The sequence below is a fragment of the Streptomyces sp. 35G-GA-8 genome (assembly GCF_023534745.1).
Classification (GTDB): domain Bacteria; phylum Actinomycetota; class Actinomycetes; order Streptomycetales; family Streptomycetaceae; genus Streptomyces.
Genome location: NZ_JAMHJQ010000006.1, coordinates 25,893 through 51,876, shown reverse-complemented (window position 1 = coordinate 51,876; position 25,984 = coordinate 25,893). Strand labels below are relative to the sequence as shown.

The 25,984-nt window shown below is 70.7% G+C and carries 20 protein-coding genes; 15 read left to right on the top strand and 5 right to left on the bottom strand.

Features of this window, described 5'->3' with window-relative positions; genetic code table 11:
- Nucleotides 1-78: 78 nt before the first annotated feature.
- Nucleotides 79-2,418, bottom strand: a complete 2,340-nt coding sequence (yicI, locus tag M1203_RS14520) for an alpha-xylosidase (RefSeq protein WP_249950091.1) — start codon at nt 2,416-2,418, stop codon at nt 79-81.
- Nucleotides 2,419-2,622: 204 nt separating this feature from the next.
- A complete protein-coding gene (locus tag M1203_RS14515; RefSeq protein ID WP_249950090.1) occupies nt 2,623-3,696 on the bottom strand; it encodes a LacI family DNA-binding transcriptional regulator in 1,074 nt (357 codons plus the stop codon).
- A 196-nt stretch (nt 3,697-3,892) separates the two neighbouring features.
- On the opposite strand from M1203_RS14515, the gene pgm reads away from it, so the two are divergent.
- On the top strand, nt 3,893-5,536 hold the full coding sequence (gene pgm, locus M1203_RS14510) for a phosphoglucomutase (alpha-D-glucose-1,6-bisphosphate-dependent) (RefSeq protein WP_249950089.1): 1,644 nt from the start codon (nt 3,893-3,895) through the stop codon (nt 5,534-5,536).
- Between the two features lie 82 nt (nt 5,537-5,618).
- Here the strand turns inward: pgm and M1203_RS14505 are convergent, their stop codons facing one another.
- A complete protein-coding gene (locus tag M1203_RS14505) occupies nt 5,619-8,030 on the bottom strand; it encodes a SpoIIE family protein phosphatase (RefSeq protein WP_249950088.1) in 2,412 nt (803 codons plus the stop codon).
- Between the two features lie 1,209 nt (nt 8,031-9,239).
- Here M1203_RS14505 and M1203_RS14500 point away from each other — a divergent pair.
- Nucleotides 9,240-9,905, top strand: coding sequence for a response regulator transcription factor (locus M1203_RS14500; protein ID WP_249950087.1), 666 nt, complete (start codon nt 9,240-9,242; stop codon nt 9,903-9,905).
- 34 nt (nt 9,906-9,939) lie between these two features.
- Here M1203_RS14500 and M1203_RS14495 read toward each other — a convergent pair whose 3' ends face one another.
- Together M1203_RS14495 and M1203_RS14490 are read right to left on the bottom strand one after the other, a co-directional pair.
- Nucleotides 9,940-10,647, bottom strand: a complete 708-nt coding sequence (locus M1203_RS14495) for an SDR family oxidoreductase (RefSeq protein WP_249950086.1) — start codon at nt 10,645-10,647, stop codon at nt 9,940-9,942.
- Nucleotides 10,648-10,722: 75 nt separating this feature from the next.
- Entirely contained in the window at nt 10,723-11,391 is a 669-nt protein-coding gene (locus M1203_RS14490) for a TetR/AcrR family transcriptional regulator (RefSeq protein WP_249950085.1), read from the bottom strand.
- 148 nt (nt 11,392-11,539) lie between these two features.
- On the opposite strand from M1203_RS14490, the gene M1203_RS14485 reads away from it, so the two are divergent.
- The 13 genes from M1203_RS14485 to M1203_RS14425 all read left to right on the top strand — a co-directional run bounded on the left by M1203_RS14485 (nt 11,540) and on the right by M1203_RS14425 (nt 25,883).
- Entirely contained in the window at nt 11,540-13,015 is a 1,476-nt protein-coding gene (locus M1203_RS14485) for a DHA2 family efflux MFS transporter permease subunit (RefSeq protein WP_249950084.1), read from the top strand.
- 294 nt (nt 13,016-13,309) lie between these two features.
- Complete coding sequence (locus M1203_RS14480) at nt 13,310-14,350, top strand: acetylserotonin O-methyltransferase (protein ID WP_249950083.1); 1,041 nt, start codon at nt 13,310-13,312, stop codon at nt 14,348-14,350.
- A gap of 120 nt (nt 14,351-14,470) precedes the next feature.
- Nucleotides 14,471-15,973: an FAD-dependent monooxygenase gene (locus M1203_RS14475; RefSeq protein WP_249950082.1), complete on the top strand. Its 1,503-nt coding sequence runs from the start codon at nt 14,471-14,473 to the stop codon at nt 15,971-15,973.
- A gap of 106 nt (nt 15,974-16,079) precedes the next feature.
- Nucleotides 16,080-16,406, top strand: coding sequence for a TcmI family type II polyketide cyclase (locus tag M1203_RS14470; protein WP_249950081.1), 327 nt, complete (start codon nt 16,080-16,082; stop codon nt 16,404-16,406).
- The gene (locus M1203_RS14465) at nt 16,403-17,683 is read left to right on the top strand and encodes a beta-ketoacyl-[acyl-carrier-protein] synthase family protein (protein ID WP_308404872.1); all 1,281 of its coding nucleotides are present in this window, start codon (nt 16,403-16,405) and stop codon (nt 17,681-17,683) included. Before M1203_RS14470 ends, M1203_RS14465 begins: the two co-directional genes overlap by 4 nt.
- A complete protein-coding gene (locus tag M1203_RS14460) occupies nt 17,680-18,900 on the top strand; it encodes a ketosynthase chain-length factor (RefSeq protein WP_249950080.1) in 1,221 nt (406 codons plus the stop codon). The genes M1203_RS14465 and M1203_RS14460 overlap by 4 nt, the downstream gene beginning before the upstream one ends.
- Nucleotides 18,901-18,994: 94 nt before the next feature.
- Nucleotides 18,995-19,246, top strand: a complete 252-nt coding sequence (locus M1203_RS14455; protein WP_249950079.1) for an acyl carrier protein — start codon at nt 18,995-18,997, stop codon at nt 19,244-19,246.
- 36 nt (nt 19,247-19,282) lie between these two features.
- Nucleotides 19,283-20,068: a 3-oxoacyl-ACP reductase FabG gene (fabG, locus tag M1203_RS14450; protein WP_249950078.1), complete on the top strand. Its 786-nt coding sequence runs from the start codon at nt 19,283-19,285 to the stop codon at nt 20,066-20,068.
- 84 nt (nt 20,069-20,152) lie between these two features.
- Nucleotides 20,153-21,097, top strand: coding sequence for an aromatase/cyclase (locus tag M1203_RS14445; protein WP_249950077.1), 945 nt, complete (start codon nt 20,153-20,155; stop codon nt 21,095-21,097).
- Between the two features lie 3 nt (nt 21,098-21,100).
- Complete coding sequence (locus M1203_RS14440) at nt 21,101-23,071, top strand: SDR family oxidoreductase (protein WP_249950076.1); 1,971 nt, start codon at nt 21,101-21,103, stop codon at nt 23,069-23,071.
- A gap of 37 nt (nt 23,072-23,108) precedes the next feature.
- On the top strand, nt 23,109-23,873 hold the full coding sequence (locus tag M1203_RS14435; RefSeq protein ID WP_249950075.1) for an SDR family oxidoreductase: 765 nt from the start codon (nt 23,109-23,111) through the stop codon (nt 23,871-23,873).
- 38 nt (nt 23,874-23,911) lie between these two features.
- Nucleotides 23,912-25,207 (top strand): MFS transporter, encoded by a 1,296-nt coding sequence (locus M1203_RS14430; protein ID WP_249950074.1) that lies wholly within the window; start codon nt 23,912-23,914, stop codon nt 25,205-25,207.
- Nucleotides 25,200-25,883, top strand: a complete 684-nt coding sequence (locus M1203_RS14425) for a putative quinol monooxygenase (protein ID WP_249950073.1) — start codon at nt 25,200-25,202, stop codon at nt 25,881-25,883. The genes M1203_RS14430 and M1203_RS14425 overlap by 8 nt, the downstream gene beginning before the upstream one ends.
- Nucleotides 25,884-25,984: the final 101 nt, after the last annotated feature.

Sequence of the window (25,984 nt, the reverse complement as noted above, 5' to 3'; positions counted from 1 at the left end):
AACGTACCGCTGAACGTACCGTGCGGCACGTATCGGGGCGGTGTCGCCGGCTCCTGGCCGGTGGCACCGCCCCGTCCGTCATCCGCGCCGGTCCCCGACCGTGAGCCGGTGGGTGCCCGCCGGGCAGTGGTACCGCGCGCCGAGCGGGTCGGTGACCGCGTCGCCGGTGGCGGCGGCTCCCACGAGCAGTACGTTCCAGGGCAGCTCGCTCCCGGTCTCGACGACGACCTCCGCGCCCGAACGCCGGACGGTGAAGACCGCCGCGTCGCCGGAGCCGTCCTGGGCCGGGACGGCGGTGACGGTCTCCGCCGTACCGTTCGCCGCGTCCGCTCCGTCCACCGGGGCGTACACGCACAGCGTCACCCCGTCCGCCCACGCGTACTCCGGTCCCTCGTCCACCGCGCCGAACGGGATCACCGCGCCGGGCCGCGCCAGCAGCGGCAGCGTGTCGAAGCCATGTGTCTCACGGCGCCAGCCGGGGCCCGTCACCCGCGCGCCGGTGAGGACATGGGTCCAGATGCCCGCAGGTACGTAGTACTCGACCGTGCCGTCCTCGGTGAAGACGGGCGCCACGAGCAGATCGTCGCCGAGCATGTACTGCCGGTCCAGCGCGCGGCAGGCGGGGTCGTCGGGGAACTCCAGCAGCATGGCGCGCATCACGGGCGTGCCGGTGTCCCTGGCCTGGACCGCGGCGCGGTACAGATACGGCATCAGCCGGTGCTTGAGCCGGGTGAAGGCACGGGTGACGGAGACGGCCTCCTCGCCGTAGTCCCACGGCACGCGGTACGACTTGCTGCCGTGCAGCCGGCTGTGCGAGGACAGCAGCCCGAACTGCACCCAGCGCTTGAAGAGCGCGGGCGTCGGAGTGCCCTCGAACCCGCCGATGTCATGGCTCCAGAAGCCGAAGCCGGACAGGCCGAGCGAGAGTCCGCCGCGCAGCGACTCGGCCATGGCCTCGAAGGTCGACTCGCAGTCACCGCCCCAGTGCACCGGCAGCCGCTGCCCGCCCGCCGTCGCGGAGCGCGCGAAGACGACGGCCTCGCCCTCGCCGCGCTCTTCGCGCAGCAGCTCGAAGACGGTCTCGTTGTACAACTGCGTGTAGTAGTTGTGCATACGCTCGGGATCGGCGCCGTCGGACCACACCACATCGGTGGGGACACGTTCGCCGAAGTCGGTCTTGAAGCAGTCCACCCCCTGGTCGAGCAGGAGCCGCAGCTTCCCCGCGTACCAGTCGCGGGCGGCCGGATCGGTGAAGTCGACCAGCGCCATGCCTGGCTGCCAGCTGTCCCACTGCCAGACGGAACCGTCGGGCCTCTTCAGCAGATGCCCCGCGGCCATCCCCTCGGCGAACAGCGGGGACTTCTGCGCGATATACGGATTGATCCAGACGCAGACGCGCAGCCCGCGCTCCTTGAGCCGGGCGAGCATGCCCTCGGGGTCGGGGAAGACCGCCGGGTCCCAGACGAGGTCGCTCCACTGGTACTCGCGCATCCAGAAGCAGTCGAAGTGGAAGACGCTGAGCGGGATCCCCGAGTCGGCCATCCCCGACACGAAGCGGTGCACCGTCGCCTCGTCGTACGCGGTGGTGAAGGAGGTGGACAGCCACAGGCCGAAGGACCAGGCGGGCGGCAGCGCGGGGCGGCCGGTGAGCGCGGTGTAGCGGGCCAGGACGTCCCGGGGGCCGTTGCCGTGGACGACGAAGAACTCCAGCGTCTGGTCCTCGACGCTGAACTGGACCTGTCCGACCGCCTCGGAACCCACCTCGTAGGACACCCGGCCGGGATGGTTGACGAAGACTCCGTAGCCGCGGTCGCTGAGATGGAACGGCACGTTCTTGTACGCCTGTTCGCTGCTGGTGCCGCCGTCCGCCTGCCACAGGTCGACGCTCTGGCCGTTCCTGGTGAACGGAGTGAACCGCTCACCGAGCCCGTACACGCCCTCGCCGACCCCGAGCGCCAGTTGCGCGAGCATGAAGTGGCGGCTGTCGGCGTCGGTCATGAAGCCGGTGCCGCGCCGGCCGATCGAGGTCAGTACCTGCCCGTCGGCGATGAAGTCCAGCTGCCAGGGGGCGGCGGTGTCGGTCCGCAGGGAGAGCTCACCGGAGACGAGCTCGACCGTCGAGCCCTCCCTGACCACCTTGGCCGGCGGGCCGTCCTGCCCGGAGGCGAGCGCGAACTCCGGGTGCCGGCGGCCTCCTCCGCCGTGGTGGGTGCAGCGGACGCCGATCACTCCCTCCGCCGGGGACCAGCACTCGACGGTCAGCAGCGGGCTGTTGAGCGTATCGCCGCGATGGGTGACCCGGGTGACGGGCGCGTAGAGCGTGAACCGGTCATCGGCCACCACGGCGTCGGCCACGGAGACCGCGTAGTGCGCGGTGACACCGGCGCGCAGCTGCCAGTGACCGTCGGTGAACTTCATCAGTGCTCCTGCTCCTCGATCCGGGGCGGCGGGGTGGAGGTGTCGCGTCGTACAACCGAACCGAGCGGAATCGAATCGATTCGATTTGACGATGCGACGATGCTAGGCGCTCGACGCGTGTTTCTGAACCCCGGATCAGCCGGCCGGGCCGCCGCTGCCGCCGGGCTAAACAGGCTTGCCACGCGGGGCATTCGGCCGACGGACTCAGCGCGTCGGCGAGCCGAGGGGGTCGGTGCCCGGCAGCAGTACCGGACGTATCAGCAGATGGCCCACGGACGCGGCGAGCAGCCGTGGGCCGGCCTCCCCGCCCCGCCCGGTGGCCTCGCGCAGCGCCTCGGCGGCGTTCACGGCGAGCCGGGTGACCTCGGTGGCGAGCGTCTCGACGGGCAGCTCGATCCGGGGCAGCCGACGGCTCGACGGATCGCCGGGCAGGGTGCCGATCACCACGACGGTGAGGTCCTCGGGGACCCGTAGACCGGCCGCGGTCATGGACGCCAGAATGTGATGATGCGCCGAGGGATGCTGCACGATCAGGGCGGTCGCCGGCCCCTCGGCTCCCCGGTCCGCGCGGTCCCCGAGCAGCGCGCCGAGCCGACGGGCCAGTCTGCCCGGGTCATCGACGGAGTGGACCACCCTGACGGCGGCGCCGGTGGTACGCGCGCCCCGGCGGGCGCCGGCGATCCCGCGGAGCGCGTAACTGCGCCGGCTCCGGACCTCCGATTCACCCGGCGCCAGATACACCATCTCGCGGTGTCCCGCCGCGGCCAGTTCACCCACCGCGAGGGCCGCGGCCTCCTCCCAGTCCAGATCGGTCCACGGCAGGGCGTCCTCGTCGGCGGGCCGCCCGATGAGCGCGGCGGGGAAGGCCAGTTCCCGTACGACGTCGATCCGTTCGTCCTCCATGTCGACGGCCATCAGCACCGCCGCGTCGGCGAGCCCGCTGAGCGCCACCCGCCGCAGCCCGCCGGCCTTGTCCTGGGATGTGGTCAACAGGAGGTCGTAGCCGAGCGCGTTGGCGGCGTCGCTGACGTCGATCGCGAACCGGCCGTCCACGGAGTTCTGGAGTCCGGCCGCCCGGGGCAGCGCCAGGGCGAGCACCTGCGTACGGCTGCTGCGCAGCGTCCGCGCACTCGCCCGGGGGTGGTAGCCGAGGGCGTCGACGGCTTCCTGTACGCGCCGGCGTGTCTCCTCGGAGATACTGCGGGAGCCGTTGAAGACGTACGAGACGGTGCTCGGCGCGACCCCCGCCCGCCGTGCGACGTCCCTGATGGTAGCCATCCTCGCCCCTTCGACGATGTGGGTACGACGCCGGAGAAGATCCGGGGAACGCGCGGAAGCCGCCGTTCATCATGGTATCGAACACCCCCCTGGCGTCCGGGAACACGGGTCGGCGGGGCGTCCGTACGGCGTGACGGCGACCCGGGAAGATGAACCTACGAGCCGACCGTGACAACCCAGATGGAGGAGTGCGCAGATGGCACACGAACGAGCGGGACAGCAGGCGCGGCCGGAGGATCTCATCGATGTCGCCCGGCTGGTGACCGCGTACTACGCGCTGCACCCCGATCCGGGGGAACCGGGCCAGCGCGTGGCGTTCGGGACCTCCGGGCACCGCGGTTCGTCCCTGGCCACCGCCTTCAACGAGGACCACATCGCGGCGACCAGCCAGGCGATCTGTGAGTACCGGAGCCGGCAGGGCACCGACGGGCCGCTCTTCCTCGGCGCCGACACCCACGCGCTCTCCGAGCCCGCGCGGGTCACGGCCGTCGAGGTGTTCGCCGCGAATGATGTGGCCGTGCTCATCGACAGCGCCGACGGCTACACCCCCACTCCCGCCGTGTCCCACGCCATCCTCACCCACAACCGCGGCCGTTCCGCGGGCCTGGCGGACGGTGTGGTCGTCACCCCGTCCCACAACCCGCCCGGTGACGGCGGGTTCAAATACAACCCGCCGAGCGGCGGCCCGGCGGGCTCGGACGCGACCAACTGGATCCAGGACCGGGCCAACGAGATCATCGCGGGCGGTCTGAAGGACGTACGGCGCATGCCCTACGCCCGTGCGCTGGCCGCGCCGTCCACCGGGCGTCACGACTTCCTCGGGACGTATGTGGCGGATCTGCCGGCCGTACTCGATCTGGACGCGGTGCGCACCGCGGGTGTACGCATCGGCGCGGACCCGCTGGGCGGCGCGTCGGTGGCGTACTGGAGCCGGATCGCCGAGGAGCACCGGCTCGATCTGACGGTGGTCAATCCGCTCACCGACCCCACGTGGCGGTTCATGACGCTGGACTGGGACGGCAGGATCCGGATGGACTGCTCGTCGCCGTACGCGATGGCCTCGTTGATCGAGCGGCGCGACGAGTACCAGATCGCCACCGGCAATGACGCCGACGCCGACCGGCACGGCATCGTCACCCCGGACGCCGGGCTGATGAATCCCAATCACTATCTCGCCGCCGCCATCGCCTATCTCTACGCCCACCGTGAGCGCTGGCCCGCCGGGGCGGGCGTCGGCAAGACGCTGGTCTCGTCCGGGATGATCGACCGGGTCGCCGCCGACCTCGGCCGTGAACTGGTCGAAGTGCCCGTCGGTTTCAAGTGGTTCGTGGACGGGCTGATCGGCGGCTCGCTCGGCTTCGGCGGTGAGGAGTCGGCCGGGGCGTCCTTCCTGCGCCGCGACGGCTCGGTGTGGACCACCGACAAGGACGGCATCATTCTGGCCCTCCTCGCCTCCGAGATCCTCGCGGTGACCGGCAGGACGCCCTCGGAGCACTACGCGACGCTCACGAGCCGCTTCGGCGAGCCCGCCTACGCCCGTATCGACGCCCCGGCGACCCCGGCGGAGAAGGCGGTCCTGGCCCGGCTCTCACCTGAGCAGGTCACGGCGGACACCCTCGCCGGGGAGCGGGTCACGGCAGTGCTCACCGAGGCGCCGGGCAATGGCGCGCCCATCGGCGGCATCAAGGTGACCACGGAGAACGCCTGGTTCGCCGCGCGCCCCTCGGGCACGGAGGACGTCTACAAGATCTACGCCGAGTCCTTCCAGGGGCCCGATCATCTCGGCCGGGTGCAGGAGGAGGCCAGGAGCGTCGTCTCCGCGGCACTGGACGGAGCCTGACGGCGACGGCTCGGTTCCGGTACGGACGGTACGCCCTGGTGCGGGGCGTACCGTCCGGTGCGGGGCGTACCGTCCGTACCGGTCACGCCGCCGGGAGCGCCAGTTCCGCCCAGATGGCCTTGCCGCTCGGGATCTGGCGGGTTCCCCAGCGATCGGTGAGCTGGGCGACCAGCAGCAGGCCGCGCCCGCCCTCGTCGTAGACCCGGGCCCGGCGCAGATGGGGCGCGGTGGTGCTGGAGTCGGAGACCTCGCAGGTGAGCGTGCGGTCACGGATCAGCCGTAGCTGGACCGGACCCTCGGCGTGCAGGATGGCGTTGGTGAACAGCTCGCTGATCACCAGCTCGGTGGTGAAGGTCAGCTCTTCCAGTCCCCACGCGGCCAGTTGGGTGATCGCGTGGTCACGGGCGGCGGCGACCAGCGCGGGCTCGGCGGGCAGGTTCCAGGTGACGACCTGGCTGGCGTCGAGGGCGCGCGTGCGGGCGACGAGCAGGGCCACATCGTCCACGGGGCGGGGCGAGAGCAGCGTACGGAGCACGGTGTCGCAGGTGGTCTCCAGCGAAGGGGACGGATGCGTCAGGATCTCGCACAGCCCGTCGACGCTGGTGGTGATGTCATGGGCGCGGTCCTCGATCAGGCCGTCGGTGTACAGGACGAGCGTGCTGCCCTCCGGGATCTCGAACTCGCGCGGCTCGAAGGGCAGATCGCCCAGGCCCAGGGGCGGGCCGCCGGGCAGGTCGAGCAGGCTGACCGTGCCGTCGGGGGTGGCCAGGGCGGGCGGCGGATGGCCGGCGCGGGCCGCGCTGAGACGGCGGGACACCGGGTCGTACACCGCGTACAGACAGCTGGCGCCGATGTCCGCGTCACCGACCTGGTCGGTGTTCTCCGAGGCGAGCCGCCCCACCACATCGTCGAGATGGGTGAGGAGTTCGTCCGGGGGCAGATCGATGTCCGCGAGCGTACGGACCGCTGTACGCAGCCGCCCCATGGTGGCGGAGGCGTGGATGCCGTGCCCGACGACATCGCCGACGACCAGTGCCACCCGGGAGCCGGAGAGCGGGATGACGTCGAACCAGTCGCCGCCCACGCCGTACTGGGAATCGGCGGGCAGATAGCGGGTGGCGACCTCGACGGCCGACTGCGGGGAGATTCCGCGCGGCAGCAGGCTGCGCTGAAGGGTCTCGGCGGTGCCACGTTCGCGGGTGTAGCGACGGGCGTTGTCGATACAGACGGCGGCGCGGCCCACCAGCTGCTCGGCGAGGGTGAGGTCGTCCTCGGTGAAGGTCGTCGCGTCCCTCCGGCGGGAGAAGAGGGCCACGCCCAGGGTGTTCCCACGGGCGACGAGCGGCGCCGCGACGAGGGAGTGGACACCGAGATCGGGAAGCCGGCCGGCCTGTCCACGATGTGCCATCCAGGCGAGGTAGTCGGGGTCCCACGGCCCGGTGAGCACCGCCCGGCCGGTGGCCAGACAGCGGGCGGGGGGCGAGGCTTCCGGGAAGCTCACGGCCTCCCCGATCCGGATGGCGGCCTCCGGAGCCTCCCGCGCGTGGGCGGACTCGTGGGCGACCCTGCGCATCGGGGCCTCCCCGGAGGCGGGACCTGGGGCGGGCTCGTCACCGCGCAGCACCGAGTCGAGCAGATCGACACTGATGAAGTCGGCGAACCGGGGCAGCGGCGCACTGGCCAGCTCCTGGGCGGTACGGGTCACGTCGAGCGTGGTGCCGATCCGCATACCCGCCTCGTTCAGCAGGGCGAGCCCTTCCCGGGCCCAGTACTCCTCGCTGATCTCGAAACCGGTGAGCACGATGGCGCTCACCCGGCCCGCCGGATCCTTGAGCGGGGCCAGGGAGAGTGCCCAGGCGCGATCACGTTTCTCGGCCGATGCCCGGTGGAAGGTCCGCGATTCCACCGCCTCGCCCGTGCTGAGCACCGTCCGCAGTGCCCGCAGGACATCCGCGTTGGTGCGGCTCCGGGGCAGGAATCCGGTCCCGAGGGCCCGCATGTCGTCCTCCGTGCGGCCGATGACACGGCACAGCTCCCCGTTGGCGTGCAGCAGCCGCAGGTCCGGGCCGTAGATCGCGATCGGCACCCCGGACTCGGTGAAGGCCCGCCGCATCAGGGCCTCGTCATGCCGGGGCCCCGGGGTGGCCGCGGCGGCGGCCAGCAGCCAGCGGGTGCTCTCCTCGCCTGTTCGCAGGGGGAAGGCGAGCAGCTGCACCTCGCGTCGGCCGCCGTCCCTGTGGTGTGCCATCAGCCTGCCGCTCCACGGCTCCCCGCCGGCCAGCGCCCGGCGCGCGGAGTCGGGCGGATCGGCCGAGAGCAGGTCGCCGACCGCGCGTCCCACGGCTTCGGCCGGCCGGTAGCCGAGCAGGGCCTCGGCGCCGGCGCTCCACCGCGCGATGACGCCCTCGGCGTCGACCGCGGCCGTCGCCCACCCCACGCCGCCCGGGGACACGTCCCAGGCCTCTCCGGAGACCGCGCCGCGTGTGTCATCCATATGATCTCTCCCCGCCGGGCGGCTGCCCTTCAGGTGCTCGGACGACCGGAGCCCTTCGTAGGCCGTGGAACAATATGACGACTTTACGCGGATAGGCTCCTTTGGTGGATTTTTACCCCATGTGGTCCCTCTGGACACCGAGTGCGCTCAACGGGCGGCGAACACCCCTCCGTCTCACCCTCTGGACAGCATCCCAGTATGTGAGAGATTTCCTTGGCGAACCCGTCGTCGGGGGCATTGCGCAGATTGTTGACGACCACATGGCAGCCACGCCGTCCGAATTCCCGCGCGGTCGCCGCGCCAATGCCGCGGCCTGGCGCCACTGATGAGCACAACTCGCCGTGTGTCGCTCATTCATTCCTCCAGAACATCGTCAACGGCCGGGGCCCCAAGGGAATAGCGACACATGGCATTCAACCCGGCTGCGGGCAAAGCCGATTTTTGCAGAGCCGCGCGCGGGCGCGAGCGAGTGCCCGATGTGGCCAAGCCCACATGAAGTGACATTTGTCAGACGGCGGCGCGCGGAGGGGTCTTTCGCGCCGCACAGATCGCACAATGAGAGCGCCCGCGTCTCATCTGAGCCCCGAAATCCGCGCTCCTCCCGCGAACTTCTCAGGAACGGGCGTCCGGCAATCGCATCGATCCCGCCAATTCACGCCGCGCTTCGACGGATCGGGCCGATGTCCCCCCAGGCCGGGCCGTGCGTACCGATCGCCCTCGGGCATCAATTCACGCCTGTTTGCGTCAACCGACTTCCCCCACCGCCGATTTTGTGGGCACAGCCCCTGGGTGGACGGTGCGGAGTGTGGCCGGGTCATGCCGCGACGGATATGCGGGTAGTTGCCAAAGTCATCCGCGGCGGTAAAATTTCACCGCGTTTCGCCATTGCGTACCTGTCTCGCGCCGGGACCGGCAGTACGCGCCGACCAGGGGGGTTTTCGACGTGCTCGCGCACCACGACGCCGCGCGGCCGGAGTTCATGCCGCGGCGGATCTTCGAAGGGTCCGCCCGCCGGCGCCTCATCGCTCTGCCGGACACCCGGCGATGTCGGTGCCACGCCCGTCAGACCGGGCCCCTCGCACCTCTCCGATGAGAGGTCCGCACCGAGCATGGGCCCACGGCTGCCCACCCAACAGCCGTGTCGCAATTCCGCACCTCGATGTCAGTCAGCACCCCTGACCGGGGTGTCCGACCTGCCGAAGGGGAACCATGCCTCATATCTCCGTCCTCGTCGCCGGCGAGACCGCCTTACTGCGCGACGCTCTGACAGAGCTGTTCCACACCCAGGCCGATATCTGTGTCCTCGGCCAGACCACCGGCGAACACGAGACCTTGTGCAGGGCGGCGGCTCTGCACCCCCATGTCGTCGTCCTGGAGCCCTGGGCGGACGGGAGCGCCGTTGTCCGTACGGTCCGCTCGCTGCGCCGTCTCACCCCGGGATCGGCCGTGCTGGCACTGCCGGCCCGCGGCGCGCTGATGGACCGGCGTGCCCTGGAGGCGGCGGGGGTGCACAGATATCTGCCGCGGGACGCGGGCTGGGACACCCTGCTCGCCGCGGTACGCTCACTCGCCCCCGCGGCCGTACGGAACGCCGTCAGGAGACCGGTCCCGGCGCTCTCGCGCCGCGAGACCCAGGTGCTGCGCGGAGTGGCCACCGCCATGACCAACCAGCAGGTGGCCAACAGCCTCGGCATCACGACCGGCACCGTCAAACGCCATCTGCACGCCGCCTTCCGCAAACTGGACGCGGTCTCCCGGCTCGACGCGGTGACCCAGGCGGTGGCGGCCGGGCTCATCATCCTGCCGGCGCCCGGGTCGGTCGGCGGCGCGGGGGCGGTGGGTGACGCTTCCGGTACGCGGTGCCCGGAGTCCTGACCTCACCGGGACAGGGGCACCCGGGGCACCGGCGTCACCAGGGGACGGGGCCGGAGTTCCCGAAGAAGCCGCCGGTGGGACCGTCGCCGCCCTTGCTGGCCATACGGACGATCACCTCGGCGCCCTCCTCGACCGTCTGGACGCCCCGGTGGCCGTTGAAGTCGGTGGCGGTCCAGCCCGGGTCCACGGCGTTGAACGTGATCTCCGGGAACGCCTTCGCGTACTGCGCGGTGATCATGTTCAGGGCGGCCTTGGAGGAGTTGTACCCCGGGCTCGGGTAGTACACGGGCAGCAGCGACTCGAAGCGCTCGGGCTCGGCGGCGATGGCCAGCGATCCCAGTCCGCTGCTGACGTTCACCACGGTGGGGGTCTTGCCGGCCCGCAGGAGCGCCAGGAACGCGCGGGTGACCCGGACGGCTCCGAACACGTTGGTGTCGTAGAGCGTCCTCATGTCGTCGGCCGTCAGGTCCTCGGCCTCTTTGAGGGGGCCGGTGATTCCGGCGTTGTTGACGAGGACGTCCAGGTGCCCGAACTCCTCGCCGACCCGTTCGGCCGCCGCCAGGACGGACTCCTCGCTGGTCACGTCGAGCTGGAGGAAGCGGGCGCCGATGCGTCCGGCGGCCGCTTGTCCGCGCCCCGGGTCCCGTGCCCCCAGGAGGACCGTGTGGCCCGCCTCGGTCAGACGCCGGGCGGTCTCGTGTCCAAGACCCTTGTTGGCGCCGGTGATCAGTGTCGTGGTCATGGTCCCGCCTCTCCCGTTCCCTTCTTCCCGCTGTCGTTCTTGAGTGTCTCCGGGGCGCCCACGGCTCCACGGCCCCTACGGGAGGTCCGCGGCCCGGGGAGCGTAGGCGCGCAGGAACGTGTCGACGGCGGACCGTCCCACGGTGCGCAGTTCGGCGTCGGACACCTTGCGCGTGCCCAGCCGGGTACGCAGGTCCATCGGGCCCGTGAGCAGTGCGAGGAACTGCTCGGCTGCCAGGTCGGGGTCGCTGGTGTGCAGGCGTCCGGAGAGCGCGAAACGTGCCAGGCGGTCGGCGAGCGCGTCGTGCAGGCGCCGGGCGCCCTCGCGCTGGATGGTCTCCAGCAGATCGGGGAACCTGGCCGCTTCGGCGTTGAGGAGCCGGCGCAGCGCCTGGGACTCCTGGTCGCAGTGGTTCTTCAGGATGCGGTGGCCGGCTTCCTCCAGTACGGGGCGCACATCGCCCTCGGGCTCCCGGAGTTGTTCGAGCGCCGCCATCGCCGCGCCGCTCGTACGGCCGACGGCGGCCAGCATCGCCTCGCGGAACAGCGTTTCCTTGTCCCCGAGATGGTTGTAGATGGTGGGCTTGGCCACGCCCGCCTCGGCCGCGATCTCCCGTACGCAGGACTGTCCGTACCCCTCTCGGGCGAACGTCCTGAACGCGGCTTCGAGGATCGCCTGCCGCTTGTCGATGCGCCCGCGCGGCGCCTCACGTCTGCTCGCGTTCGAGGTCTTGGCTCCGTTCACCGGGCTATCGTACCGCGCCACCCCAATACCTGAACCCATCGGTTCAACTTTCTGGGCGAGCCAGTTGCGGACGACCTTGACGGGTCGTTATGTTGAACCACCCGGTTCAAAAACGTTCACGTGTCGCTCTTAACGGAGTTGGAAAGTGATGTCTCAAGTCAGCGATGACCGCCTCGATCCCGGACTCTTACGGCTCATCGGGGTGACCCTGCTGGGCGGGATCATGGGGATCCTCGACAGCACCATGGTCACCGTCGCGGCCGATACCCTCGCCGACGAGTTCGACACCTCGCTGAGCGCCATCAGTTGGGCGACGACCGGCTATCTGCTGGCCCTCACGGTCACCATCCCCATCACGAGCTGGGCGGTCGGCCGGTTCGGGGTCAAGAAGCTCTGGCTGTTCGGACTCGTGCTGTTCCTGGTCGGCTCGCTCGCCTCCGCGCTCGCCTGGAACGTGGGGAGTCTGGTGGCCTTCCGGGTCGTCCAGGGTGTCGGCGCCGGCGTCGTCGACCCGCTGGTCCTCGTCATCCTCGCCCGTGCGGCGGGCCCCAGCAGGGCGGGCCGCGTGATGGGCATGATGGGTGTGGTCCTGTCGCTCGGGCCGGTACTCGGCCCCGTGCTGGGCGGGGTCATGCTCGAATCCATGGGCTGGCGCTCGATGTTCTACATCAACCTGCCCATCGGGATCGTGGCGGTGCTGCTCGCGCTGCGGGTGATCCCGGCCGGTCCGCCCGTCGCGCGCGGGTCCGGACCCCGTCTCGATGTCGTGGGCGCCCTGCTGATGGCCCCCGGGTTCGCGGCGGTCCTGCTCGCCCTCACGCAGGCGGGCGAGCACGCGCGGTTCGCCGCGCCCTCCGTACTCATCCCGCTGGTCCTGGGCGTCGCGCTGCTCGTCGGATACGTGATCCACGCGCTGCGTATCCGCCGCACCGAACCGCTGATCGACATCCGGCTGTTCAGCAGCCGCGGCTTCGCCGCGAGCGTGACCGTGCAGGGGCTCGTCGGACTGGCCACGTTCGCGGTCCTGTTCGCCCTGCCGCTCTACTACCAGGTGCTGCACGGACACGGCGCCCGCGCCGCCGGACTGCTGGTGGCGCCACTGGGCCTGGGATCGGCGCTCGCCATGCCTCTCGCCGGACGTCTCAGCGACCGGCTGGGAGCGCGGAATCTGGTACGGGGCGGAGCGGCCGTGGCGGCGCTCGCCTCCGTCGCGCTCACCCGTCTCGGCGCGGACAGCGGTGAGGTGTGGTCGGCGCTGGCCGCGTTCGCGGTCGGCCTGGGTCTGGGCGGCGTCGGCGCGCCGACCATGGGGTCGCTGTACCGGACTCTGCCGCCGGAGAAGGTGCCGCAGGGCAGCTCCGTCGTCTACAACCTCAACCAGCTCGGCGGAGCGCTCGGGGTCGCCTGTGTCGCCCTGATCCTGGCGGCGGTCGGCAGCGGCGCCGCGGGGGGCGGCGCCACCGGGTTCGACGGATTCCAGGGCGCCTACTGGTTCGTGTTCGCGGTCACCCTGGTGATTCTTGCCGCCGCTCCGCTGCTGCCCGGCCGCCCCGAGGCCCCCACCGCGGCCGACGCCCCGGTCGACGCGTCGTCCTCCGACGGCTCCGCCATGACGCGCACATAACGGCCCGCCGGGGAGGACACGGAACGCGGCTCCGAAAGACGCCGAACTGAATACAAGGCAGTGAAGGCCGGTCCCGCGCCCTATGCGGGTCCGGCCTTCAGGATGCCCGCGGCACCCTTACTCCCTTTAGTTTCCGGCTGATTGCGTTCTGTTCATTTCAGTGATTGCGCGTTCACATTGAGCGGCCTTTGGTCGTTCCTTGGACGGCCGCTGCGAGGATCCACAGGAACCGGCACCCGAACCGACATCCGTTCGGTTTCGGAGTCGTCCCGCTACTCCCAGGAGGGGCCTCGCATGAGTGACCAGAAAAATTCGGACCCGGAGTCGCAAGAGCCCTCCGTCGGTCAGGTCATGGGACCGTTGACCGGATTCTGGCAGACGAAGATTCTGCTTACCGCGACGGAGTCCGATCTCTTCTCCGAACTGTCCGGTTCCTCGGCCACCGCCGAGGAACTGAGCGAACGGCTCGGCTACCGCATGCCGGGGGCCAGTGACTTCTTTCTGGCGCTCGCCGGGCTGGGTCTGCTGCACGCCTCGGAGGACGGCACGTTCCGTAACTCCCCGGCCGCCGAACGGTATCTGGTGCGCGGACGCCCCGAATTCATCGGCGGCTATCTCCAGTTCTGTGAGCGCGAGCTGAACCCCGCCTGGGAAGGACTCGGCGCGGCGCTGCGCACGGGCTCCCCGCAGAATCCCGGCGCGCTGGAGGGCAACCCGTACGAAACCCTCTACCAGGACAGGGAATCGACGGAATCATTCCTGGAGAGCATGGATACGCTCAACACTCCCCTCCTGCGACGCCTGGGCGAGATCGACTGGAGCGGCTACGGCTCGTTCGTCGATGTCGGGGGCGCCCGCGGCAACGTCGCGCACCATCTGGCGCTGACGCACCCTCATCTGAAGGGCGTGGTGTTCGATCTGCCACAGCTGGAGGAGAGCTTCACCAGCCACATGGCCGCCCTCGGCGACGACGGAGCGGTCTCGTTCCACGGCGGTGACTTCTTCGCCGGCCCGCTGCCCGAGTCCGATGTGCTGATCTTCGGTCATGTGCTCCACAACTGGGGTGTGGACGAGCGCCGGACGCTGCTGCGCAAGGCGTACGACGCGGTCAGGCCGGGGGGCGCGGTCATCGTCTACGACCCGATGGTCAGCAACAGCACGCCGCCGCTCTACGCCACGCTGGCCGCGCTGAGCATGCTCGTATGGTCCGCCGGCGGCGGTGAGTACCCGGTCAGTGACTGCCACGCGTGGCTCAAGGAGGCCGGTTTCCACCCCGAGACGATCGGGCCCGAGGACACACCGGACGACGTTCTGATCATCGGACGCAAGAGCTGAGCACGGGCCGCGGTGGCCGCGGGAGCCCGCCCGCCGCTCGGACAGGACGGGACAGGACCCGGGCGACCGGCATGCGGCAGCACACGCGCGTGCTGCCGGTGAGGACGTGAGGAGAGGTACATGGACGCTTCCGTCATAGTCGTGGGAGCGGGGCCGGCGGGTCTCATGCTCGCCGGAGAGCTGCGCCTGGCCGGGATCGATGTGGTGGTCCTGGACCGCCTTGCCCGGCGCACCGGAGAGTCCCGGGGCATCGGGCTCACCCCGCGCACCGTGGAAGTCCTCGACCAGCGTGGTCTGTTGCCGCGCCTCGGCGACATCGAGATGAGCGGCCTCGGACACTTCGGCGGCATTCCCCTGGACTTCGGCGTCCTGGGCGGTGGTGACCGGGCCGCCAGGACCGTACCGCAGTCCGTCACCGAGTCCGTGCTGGAGAGCTGGGCCACCGAACTCGGCGCGGACATCCGTCGTGACCACGAGTTCACCGGACTGACGGACCACGGTGACCGCGTCGAGGCACAGGTGCGCGGGCCCGCCGGCCGGCAGGTGCTCAGCTCCCGCTATCTGGTCGGCTGCGACGGAGGCCGCAGCGCCGTACGAAAGGCGGCGGGCTTCGACTTCCCCGGCACGCCGGCCACCACGGAGCTCCTTCTCGCCGATGTCCGGGGCATCGACCTGGAACCGCGCATGGTCGCCGACCGGGTCACCGACGGCATGGTCATGACGGCCCGGCTCGGAGGCGGGGTCCACCGCGTCATCGTCGCCGAACGCGGCGCGCCGCCCCAGCGCAGGACGGGCCCGCCCGCCTTCGCCGAGGTCGCCGACGCCTGGAAACGGCTCACCGGCATCGATATCTCGCACGGCGAGCCCGTATGGCTCAGCGCCTTCGGCGACGCCACCCGCCAGGTCACCGAGTACCGCCGCGGCCGGGTGCTGCTGGCCGGGGACTCCGCCCATATCCATCTCCCGGCCGGCGGGCAGGGGATGAACACCAGCGTCCAGGACTCGGTGAACCTGGGCTGGAAACTCGCGGCCGTACTGCGCGGGACCGCCGGCCCCGCGCTGCTCGACACGTACCACACCGAACGCCACGACTTCGGCCGTCGGCTGCTCGCCAACACCCGCGCGCAGAGCCTGCTGATCCTCGGCAGCGAGGAGGTGCAGCCGCTGCGCGATCTGCTGACCGAGCTGACGGGGTACGAGGAGGTCGCCCGCCATTTCGCGGCCAAGGCGGGCGGACTGGACATCCGGTACGACGTCGGGAGCGGCACCAACCCGCTGCTGGGGCTGCGGATGCCGCGGCTTGAGCTGTCGCGGGGTGCCGCCGTCACCTCCAGCACCGAACTGCTCCGGGCCGGCCGGGGCGTGCTGCTCGACCTGGCGGACACCGCCCGGCTGCGGCGGCGCGCGGCCCCCTGGGCGGACCGCGTCGACGTGGTCACCGCCGCTCCCCCGGGCGCCGCCTCCCCCGGCGGCGCTCCCGGCGGGGCGAGCGCCGTACTGCTGCGCCCCGACGGTCATGTCGCCTGGATCGCGCCGGGCAGCCACCACGACCTGCCGATGGCCCTGGAGCGCTGGTTCGGCCCCGCCCGGCACCACCGCACGGCGCCCGCGCGCGCCGTATGACGCACCGCGCGCCCTATGACGCAACACCCTTCGCACCCCAGCGCGAAGCCCATGCGCACAGTCCATGCGCGGGTCCACACACGGCACGCACGGAAAGAGGTTGAGGATGTACAGCACGTTGATCGTCGCCCGGATGGCACCCGGCTCCGCCGGTGAGGTGGCCCGGCTCTTCTCCGCCTTCGACGGTACGGAGATGCCGGATCTGATGGGAACGCGCAGACGCGAGCTCTTCTCGTACCGCGGGCTCTACTTCCATCTGCAGGACTTCGACGGCGAGAACGGCGACGAACGCATCGAACAGGCGAAGGCGGACCCGCGGTTCGTCGGGATCAGCCAGGACCTCAAGCCGTTCATCGAGGCATACGACCCGGCGACCTGGCGCTCCCCCGCCGACGCGATGGCGCGGCGCTTCTACCACTGGAGCTCCGAGTGAGTGCCGCCCACGGCCGCCAGGTCGTCGTCACCGGAATCGGTGTCATGGCGCCGGGCGGGCCGGGCACGAAGGGGTTCTGGCAGCTCCTCACCGACGGACGTACGGCCACTCGGCGGATCTCGCTCTTCGATCCCTCTCCCTTCCGCTCCCAGGTCGCCGCGGAAGTGGATTTCGACGCCGAGGCGTGCGGTCTCGGCCCCCAGGAGATCCGGCGCATGGACCGCGCGGCGCAGCTCGCGGTGGTCACGGCGCGCGAGGCGGCAGCCGACAGCGGGCTGGCCTTCCACACACTGGATCCGGGCCGCATGGGGGTGACCATCGGCAGTGCCGTGGGCGCCACCATGGGTCTCGACGAGGAGTACCGGACGGTCAGCGACGGCGGCCGGCGGGAGTTGGTCGACCATGAGTACGCCGTGCCGCATCTGTACAACTACATGGTCCCGAGCTCCTTCGCCGCCGAGGTGGCCCGCGCGGTGGGCGCCGAAGGCCCGGCCGCGGTCGTCTCCACGGGGTGCACATCGGGGCTGGACGCGGTCGGCTATGCCACCGAGGTGATCAGGGAGGGCGCGGCGGACGTCATGATCGCCGGTGCCACCGAGGCGCCGATCTCGCCGATCACCGTGGCCTGCTTCGACGCGATCAAGGCGACCACGCCACGCAACGACGATCCCGCGCACGCCTCGCGGCCCTTCGACGCGAGCCGCAACGGCTTCGTCCTGGGCGAGGGCGCCGCCGTCTTCGTCCTGGAGGACGGGGAGAGCGCCCGGCGGCGCGGCGCCCATGTCTACGCGGAGGTGGCCGGCTACGCGACGCGCTCCAACGCCTTCCACATGACCGGACTGCGCCCCGACGGCAAGGAGATGGCGGAGGCGATCCGGGTCGCCATGGCGGAGGCCCGTGTCAACCCGGAGGACATCGACTACATCAACGCGCACGGTTCGGGCACCAAGCAGAACGACCGCCATGAGACCGCGGCCTTCAAGCTGAGCCTGGGCGAGGTGGCGTACCGCAGGCCGGTCAGCTCCATCAAGTCCATGGTCGGCCACTCGCTCGGCGCGGTCGGCTCCATCGAACTCGCCGCCTCCGCACTGGCGATGGAGCACCACGTCATTCCGCCCACGGCCAATCTCCACACCCCGGATCCGGAGTGCGATCTGGACTACACACCCCTCACCGCCCGGGAGCGGCGCACGGACACCGTGCTGTCGGTGGGCAGTGGGTTCGGCGGCTTCCAGAGCGCGGTGGTGCTGGCCAGGCCCGACAGGAGGAAACGGTGAACGCGGCCACGGTGGTGACCGGCCTCGGTGTGGCGGCGCCCAACGGGCTGGGGCTGGAGTCCTACTGGTCGGCCGTGCTGGCGGGCCGGGGCGGCATCGGCCGGGTGGCCCGGTTCGACCCCACGTCCTATCCGGCTCAACTGGCCGGTGAGATAGAGGGGTTCGTCGCCGAGGACCATCTGCCCAGCAGATTGCTGCCGCAGACCGACCGGATGACCCGGATCGCGCTGGTCGGCGCCGACTGGGCGCTGGCGGACGCGGGGGTCGTACCGGACACACTGCCCGAGTACGACATGGGTGTGATCACGGCCAGTCATTCCGGCGGCTTCGAGTTCGGCCAGCGGGAGCTACAGGCGCTGTGGAGCAAGGGTGGCCGCCATGTGAGCGCGTACCAGTCCTTCGCGTGGTTCTACGCCGTCAACAGCGGCCAGATCTCGATCCGCAACGGTATGCGCGGCCCCAGCGGGGTCGTCGTCAGCGACCAGGCCGGCGGTCTGGACGCGCTGGCCCAGGCCCGTCGGCAGATCCGCAAGGGCACCCCGCTGATCGTCTCCGGGGCCGTCGACGCCTCGATCTGCCCATGGGGCTGGGTGGCCCAGCTCGCGAGCGACCGGCTCAGCCGCGCGACCGATCCCGCGCGTGCGTATGTGCCCTTCGACGACGGCGCCGCGGGGCATGTGCCGGGAGAGGGCGGAGCGTTGCTCATCCTGGAGGACGCCGACTACGCACGTGCCCGCGGGGCACGGCAGATCTACGGCGAGATCGCCGGCCATGCCTCCACCTTCGATCCCGCGCCGGGCAGCGACCGCGGCCCGGGGCTGCGACGGGCCGTCGAACAGGCACTGTCCGACGCGGGTACGGCGCCCGACGAGGTGGACGTGGTGTTCGCGGACGCGGCGGCGGTGCCCGAGCTCGACCGGGTCGAGGCCGAGGCGATCACCACGGTCTTCGGCCCCCGGGCGGTGCCTGTCACCGCGCCCAAGACCATGACCGGACGGCTGTATTCGGGCGCCGCCCCGCTGGATGTGGCCACCGCCTGCCTGAGCATCAGGGACGGCGTGATCCCGCCGACCACCAACTCCTCGCTCTCCCGCCACTACGACATCGATCTGGTGACCGGGACGACGCGCGACACGCCCGTGCGTGCCGCGCTGGTACTCGCGCGCGGCTACGGCGGATTCAACTCCGCGGTGGTGGTGCGGGCACCGCGGGACTGAGCCCGCCGCCCGGAGACCCCGGAGACCGAGGACCCGAAGACACGAAGACCCCAACAGGCTCCCTCTGCCCATGCGTGACGAGGAAGGACCCCTCATGCCCGTTTCCACCTTCACCATCGACGACCTCAAGTCCATCCTGCGCGAGGGCGCCGGCGCCGACGAGGACGTCGACCTCGACGGAGACATTCTCGACGCGGAGTTCGACGCGCTGGGTTATGAGTCCCTGGCGATGCTGGAGACCGCCAGCCGTATCGAGCGGGAGTACGGGATCAGCCTCGACGAGGAGATCTTCGCCGACGCCCGCACCCCCCGCGCGCTGATCGCGCTCGTCAACAAGCAGCTCTGAGCCGCTTCCCGCCACCCCGATTCCAGGAGACACACCATGACGCAGGACATGTCCAGGGTCGCGCTCGTGACCGGTGCCACCAGCGGTATCGGACTCGCCGTCACCCGGCTGCTGGCCGGACAGGGCCACCGGGTCTTCGTGTGCGCGCGCACCGAGGACGCCGTGGCCCGAACGGTCAAGGAACTCCAGGGCGAGGGTCTGAAGGTGGACGGCAGGGCGGCGGACGTGGGCTCGAAGGAGGACATCCAGGAACTGGTACGGGCGGCGGTCGGCCGCTTCGGTCCCATCGACATCCTGGTGAACAACGCGGGCCGCAGCGGCGGCGGGGTCACCGCCGACATCGCCGACGAGCTGTGGTTCGACGTCATCAACACCAATCTGAACAGTGTCTTCCTCGTGACACGTGAGGTGCTGACCACCGGGGGAATGCGTGACAAGCCCCGGGGGCGCATCATCAACATCGCTTCCACGGCCGGCAAACAGGGTGTGGTGCTGGGTGCGCCCTACTCCGCGTCCAAGCACGGTGTCGTCGGTTTCACCAAGGCGCTCGGCAATGAGCTGGCCCCGACCGGCATCACCGTCAACGCCGTGTGCCCCGGGTATGTGGAGACCCCGATGGCACAGCGTGTGCGCCAGGGCTACGCCGCCGCGTACGAGACCGGCGAGGAGCAGATCCTGGCGAAGTTCACGGCGAAGATCCCGCTCGGCCGCTACTCCACCGCCGAGGAGGTCGCCGGTCTGGTCGGCTATCTGTCCTCCGACACGGCGGCGTCCATCACCGCGCAGGCGCTCAATGTCTGCGGCGGTCTGGGCAACTTCTGACCCCGGCCCCGCCCCGATGCCCGCGGCCGGGCCAGGACGCCCCGGCCCGAACCCGGCATACCCACCAGTGCCAAGGAGATGAACATGACCGCGCAGGCACCCCGCGAAGTCGAGCACGAGATCAGCGTGTCCGCCCCCGCCCCGGAGGTCTACCGCCTCCTCGCGGAGGTGGCGAACTGGCCCAGGATCTTCCCGCCGTCGGTGTACGTCGACTACGTGGAGAAGAACGGTGACGAGGAGCGCATCCGCATCTGGGCCACGGCCAACGGCGAGGCCAAGAACTGGACATCGTTCCGCCGGCTGGACCCGGTGGGCCTGCGTATCACCTTCCGCCAGGAGGTCTCCGCGCCGCCCGTGGCCGAGATGAGCGGTACGTGGATCATCGAGCCGCGGGGGGCGGAGTGCCGGCTGCGGCTGCTGCACTCCTACCGCGCCATCGATGACGATCCGGCGGGCCTCGCGTGGATCGACGAGGCCGTGGAACGCAACAGCCGTTCCGAACTCGCCGCGCTCAAGGCGAATGTGGAACTCGCCACCCACTCCGCGGAGCTGACGCTGTCCTTCGAGGACAGCGTACGGGTCAATGGCTCGGCCAAGGACGCGTACGACTTCGTCAACGAGGCCCAGTTGTGGACCGAGCGGCTGCCGCATGTCTCCAGTGTCTCGCTGACCGAGAACGAGCCCGGTGTCCAGACCCTGCGTATGGACACGGTGGCGAAGGACGGCTCCACGCACACCACGGAGTCGGTCAGGGTCTGCTTCCCGCACCACGGGATCGCCTACAAGCAGACCACACTGCCCGCCCTGATGACCCTGCACACCGGCTACTGGCGGTTCGACGAGGAGAGCGACGGTGTCACCACCGTGACCTCCCAGCACACCGTGGTCGTCAACACCGAGACCATCACACGGGTCCTGGGACCTGACGCCGGGGTCCCGGAGGCCCGCACCTTCCTGCGCGAGGCGCTGGGCGCCAACAGCCGGGCGACGCTGGGACACGCCAAGTCCTTCGCGGAAGCGCGGCGCTGAGGCATGGGCGACCCAGCGGACGCCGACGTCCTCGTCGTCGGTGCCGGTCCCGTGGGGCTGCTGCTCGCGGGCGAGGTGAGCGCCGGCGGCGCCAGGGCCGTCGTACTGGAGCAGTTGTCCGAGCCGACCGCCGAGTCCCGCGCCTCGATCCTCCACTCCCGGACCATGGAGATCTTCGCCGAGCGGGGCATCCTCGACCGGCTGGGGGACCTGCCGGCCGGTGGGCGCGGCCATTTCGGCGGGATCCCGCTCGCTCTCGCCGAGGCCGACCCCGGGCATCCGTACGCCGGCCAGTGGGAGTGCGTACAGAGCCGTCTCGAACCCGTGCTGGAGGAGTGGGCCGCGGAGCGGGGCGCCGAGGTGCGCCGGGGCCATGTGGTCACCGGACTGACGCCCCACCCCGACCGGGTGGAGGTCGTGGCGTTCGGCCCGGACGGCAGGTCCCACCGCTTCACGGCCGCCTACCTGGTGGGATGCGACGGGGAACGGAGCACCGTACGGCAGCTCGCGGGCTTCGAGATGACCGGCGACGACGCCACCCGGGAGATGCTCCGGGCCGATGTGCTGGGCATCGACATCCCCGGCCGGCGCCTGAAGCGGTACGCGAACGGCACCGCGACCGCCCACCGACGCGGCGACGGGACCACCCGGCTCATGGTGCACGACCGGACCCGGACCCCCGGGCCGCGCACGCGCGAGCCGGAGTTCGCCGAGGTCGTGGCGGCGTGGGCGCGGGTGACGGGCGAGGACATCAGCGGTGGCACGGCGGTCTGGCTCAACAGCTTCGACAACACCCGGCGTCAGGTGCGTGACTATCGCCGGGGCCGGGTCCTGCTGGCGGGGGACGCGGCCCATGTCCAGATGCCCGTGGGCGGGCAGGCGCTGAACCTCGGGCTCCAGGACGCGGCCGGCCTCGGCCGCGGGCTCGTGGCCCGGATCACCTGCGGGACCGACAACGGAGAGCTGGACGAATACCACACCGAGCGCCACGCCGCGGGCGCCCGCACCCTGACGAACATCCAGGCCCAGGCGCTGCTGCTGTTCGGCGGGCCTGAGGTGGACGGCGCCCGGGAGGTGTGCGGCGAACTCCTCGGTATGGACACGGTCCGTCGCCACCTCGCCCGGATGATCAGCGGCCTGGACCGGCCGGCGCCACCGCCCGCGGCGGACACCACTCGACCCCTCTCAGCACCCGGGAGTTCCACCATGGACAGGCTCACTGGCAAGACGGCGCTGGTCACCGGCTCCAGCCGGGGCATCGGACGCGCCACCGCGGTACGGCTGGCCCGCGAAGGCGCCCTGGTCGCCGTGCACTACGCCACCAACGACGACGCGGCGCGGGAGACCGTCGCACTGATCGAGAAGGAGGGTGGCCGGGCCTTCGCGGTCCGCGCCGAACTCGGCGTCCCCGGCGATGTGCACGAACTCTTCCTCGGCCTGGAGCAGGGGCTGAAGGAGCGGACCGGGGACACCTCGCTCGACATCGTGGTGAACAACGCGGCGGTCACGGGCTCGGACGGGATCAGCCCCGAGGACGTCACGCCGGAACAGCTCGACCGGTACTTCGCGGTGAACGCCAGGGCTCCGTATCTCATCATCCAGCGGGCGCTGCGGAACATGCCCGACGGAGGGCGCGTCATCAACATCTCCTCCGCGCTCACCCGGACCGCGGTTCCCGAGCAGGTGGCCTATTCGATGACCAAGGGCGCCATCGAGCAGATCTCGCTGCACCTGGCGAAGCATCTGGCGCCGCGTGGGATCACCGTCAACAGTGTGGCTCCGGGGATCACCGACAACGGCGGTCCGGTCTTCGACATCCCCGAGGCCGTGGCGCAGATGGCGCAGGTCTCCGCCTTCAAGCGGGTGGGGGACGCGGGAGATGTCGCCGACGTGGTGACCTTCCTGGCCACCGACGAGGCGCGTTGGATCACCGGTTCGTTCATCGACGCCAGCGGCGGAACGCTCCTGGGCTGACCGGTCCGTACGCACACCGCGAGAGAGGAAGCGAATCATGACCTCCGACAGCCCCCGTATCACGCTGGTCACCGGCGCCAACAAGGGAATCGGACGCGCCGTCGTGCGGCGCCTCGGCGAGCTGGGCCAGCGTGTCTATCTGGGCGCCCGGGACGTGGAGCGCGGCAGAAACGCCGAGCGCGAGCTGCGGGCCGAGGGACTCGACGTCCACTTCGTACAACTCGACGTGACGGACGAGTCCTCGGTGGCGCTCGCCGCCAAGCGCATCGAGGAGGAGACGGACCGCCTGGACGCCCTGGTCAACAACGCGGGGACCGGCGCGCCGGTGGACGCGCCGAGCCGGACACCGGCCAGTGTGGTGCGGCGCACCTATGAGACCAATGTCTTCGGTGTCATCTCCGTCACCAACGCGATGCTGCCGTTGCTGCGCCGGTCGCGGGCCGCCCGCATCGTCAATGTCAGCAGTGTGGTCGGATCCCTGACCCATGCCGCCGCGCTGGACGACCCCACCGGGGAGTTCCCGAAAGGGACGTACCCGGCCGTGCTGGACTACGGCACCTCGAAGGCCGCGCTCAACGCCGTCACCATCACCTACGCCAACGAGCTGCGACCGGAGGGGATCCTCGTCAACGCCGTTTCCCCCGGCTTCTGTTCGACCGATCTCAACGGCCATCAGGGGCATCTGACACCGGAGCAGGGGGCGCGTATCCCGGTGCTGCTCGCGACCCTGGGCGACGACGGCCCGACGGCCGTCTTCCTGGGCGAGGACGGCTCCCCCGCCGGTCAGCGACTGGCGTGGTGACGGACTCACACCGACGGCGTGGTGACGGGCCGGGGAACATGACGGCGAACGGCATGGCCGACGCGCCCGGCGCGGCGGACTCCGCGCCGTGGGGTGCCGGGCAGTGGGGCCTGCTGTGCGTCCTGTCGGGCAATATGCTCCTGGACGCCGTCGAGGTGTCCGTGGTGCTGGTGGCCCTGCCCACCATCGGCGAGGCCATGGACATGTCGCTGCCGGCGGTCCAGTGGCTGATGAGCGGCTTCGCCCTCGGGTTCGGGGCCCTGCTGCTCCTGGGGAACCGGATCGCCGCGCTGTGCGGCCGTCGTCGGGCGTATCTGGGCGCGATGGCCGTCTTCGCCCTCGCCTCGGTGGTCGGCGGGGCGACCGACAGTGAGTCGCTGCTCATCGCCACCCGGGTGGTCAAGGGCTGCTGCGCCGCACTGACCGCCCCCACCGGACTGGCCATCATCAGCACGGCCTTCCGCGACGGACCACAACAGCGCAAGGCGGTCTCCGTCTACTCCATGTTCGGCGCCACCGGGTTCACCGCGGGGCTGCTGCTCTCCGCGGCGCTCCTGGAGTCGAGCTGGCGCTGGACGCTCCTGTTTCCCGCGCCCCTCGCCCTCGCCCTGCTGGTCTTCGCCACCCGGATCATCCCGCACGACCCAGGCGCCGGAGGACGAGCACCGCGGCTGAATCCTGGGCTGCTCCGGGACGGCCGGCTACTGCGGTCGGCGGTCGGCGCGGCCACCCTCAACGGCACCTATGCCGGACTGCTGCTGCTGATCACCTTTCAGCTCCAGCAGCGCCTCGGCTGGTCCCCCTGGCAGTGTGCGCTGGGGCTGCTTCCCGCGTGTGTGCCCTTGATGGTGACCGTTCCCTTCGCGGGGCGGCTGGTCGCCCGCTGGGGCACCGGCCTGCTGATAGCCCTGGGCGCGCTCGCGCCGTTCCTCGGCTGCGCCCTCTTCCTCTGGCGCGGGCCGGCGGAGACGTACTGGTCGGCGGCCTTGCCGGCACTGGTGCTGGTGGAGGCGGGTTTCGTGCTCTCCTTCGCGGCGCTGAACATACAGGCCACGGCGGGGATCCCGGCCGCCGGGCGGGGTGCGGCGGTGCCCCTCTACCAGACGGGTGTCCAGCTGGGAGGTGTGGTGACGCTTCCCCTGGTCGCACTGCTGCTGACGGAGTACGAGGGCCCTCGGCCCGCCCTGCTGCTCGTCACCGCCATCAGCGCGGTGGGTCTGCTGACGGCGTTCACCACACCGCGCGCCCGGCTCCGCCCTCCGGGACGCGTACCGACGAAGACCACCGGTGACAGTACGGAAGGAGCGCGGATGAAGGGGAGCGGGAATGATTGAGCCGATTTCCGTGAAGGGACCGGATCTCCGGCGTACCGACGTGGCGTCGGTTTTCGTCGGCCAGCGGTATGTACGCGGCGAGGAGGAGGCGGGGACCGTACTGGAACAGACCGTCGCGGAGTGGAGCGCTGCTCCGTGGCCGGCCGGAATTCTCTCTCTCAGCTGCTTTCTCAGCTCGGAGAAGGACACGGTGCTCACCTATGCGCAGTGCGCCGACGGCGATTCCTATCGGCCGTTCGCGCGCTCGCTGCGGGGGCCGGCCGGGGCGGGTACGGTCGAATACCGGCCACGCAGGAGCGTGGTGCCGCCCGGTGCGTCCGGCGTTCCCGGATGCGTGATCATCGCGACGTTCGACGTCGACGGCGCCGAGCGGCAGGACCGGGTGATGAACTCGCTGGTCGACGTGCTCGACGTAGCGCCGGCCGAGCAGCCGCCCGGCATGCTCTCGGCGAACTTCCACACCAGTGTGGACACCTCTCGCGTCCTCAACTACGCGGAGTGGACCTCGGTCGAGGCGCACCTCGCGTTCCTCGACAGCAGGACGCGGGTGAAGACGCTGCGAGCCAGCGGCGATGTCCCCGGGGTACGGCCCATCGGGTTCAGGCGTTACCGCCTCCACTGGAGCATCGACGCACGCGAAGCCGGTTCCGCTGTCCGTCCGGTGCGAATCCCCTGACATCGATTTGACATTTCTCCGGAGAGTTCCGCGAAATCTTGTTCTTTCTCGTCCAACCCTTCATCCAAAGCCATGGGAAATGACCGATGTGCCGCCGAGAA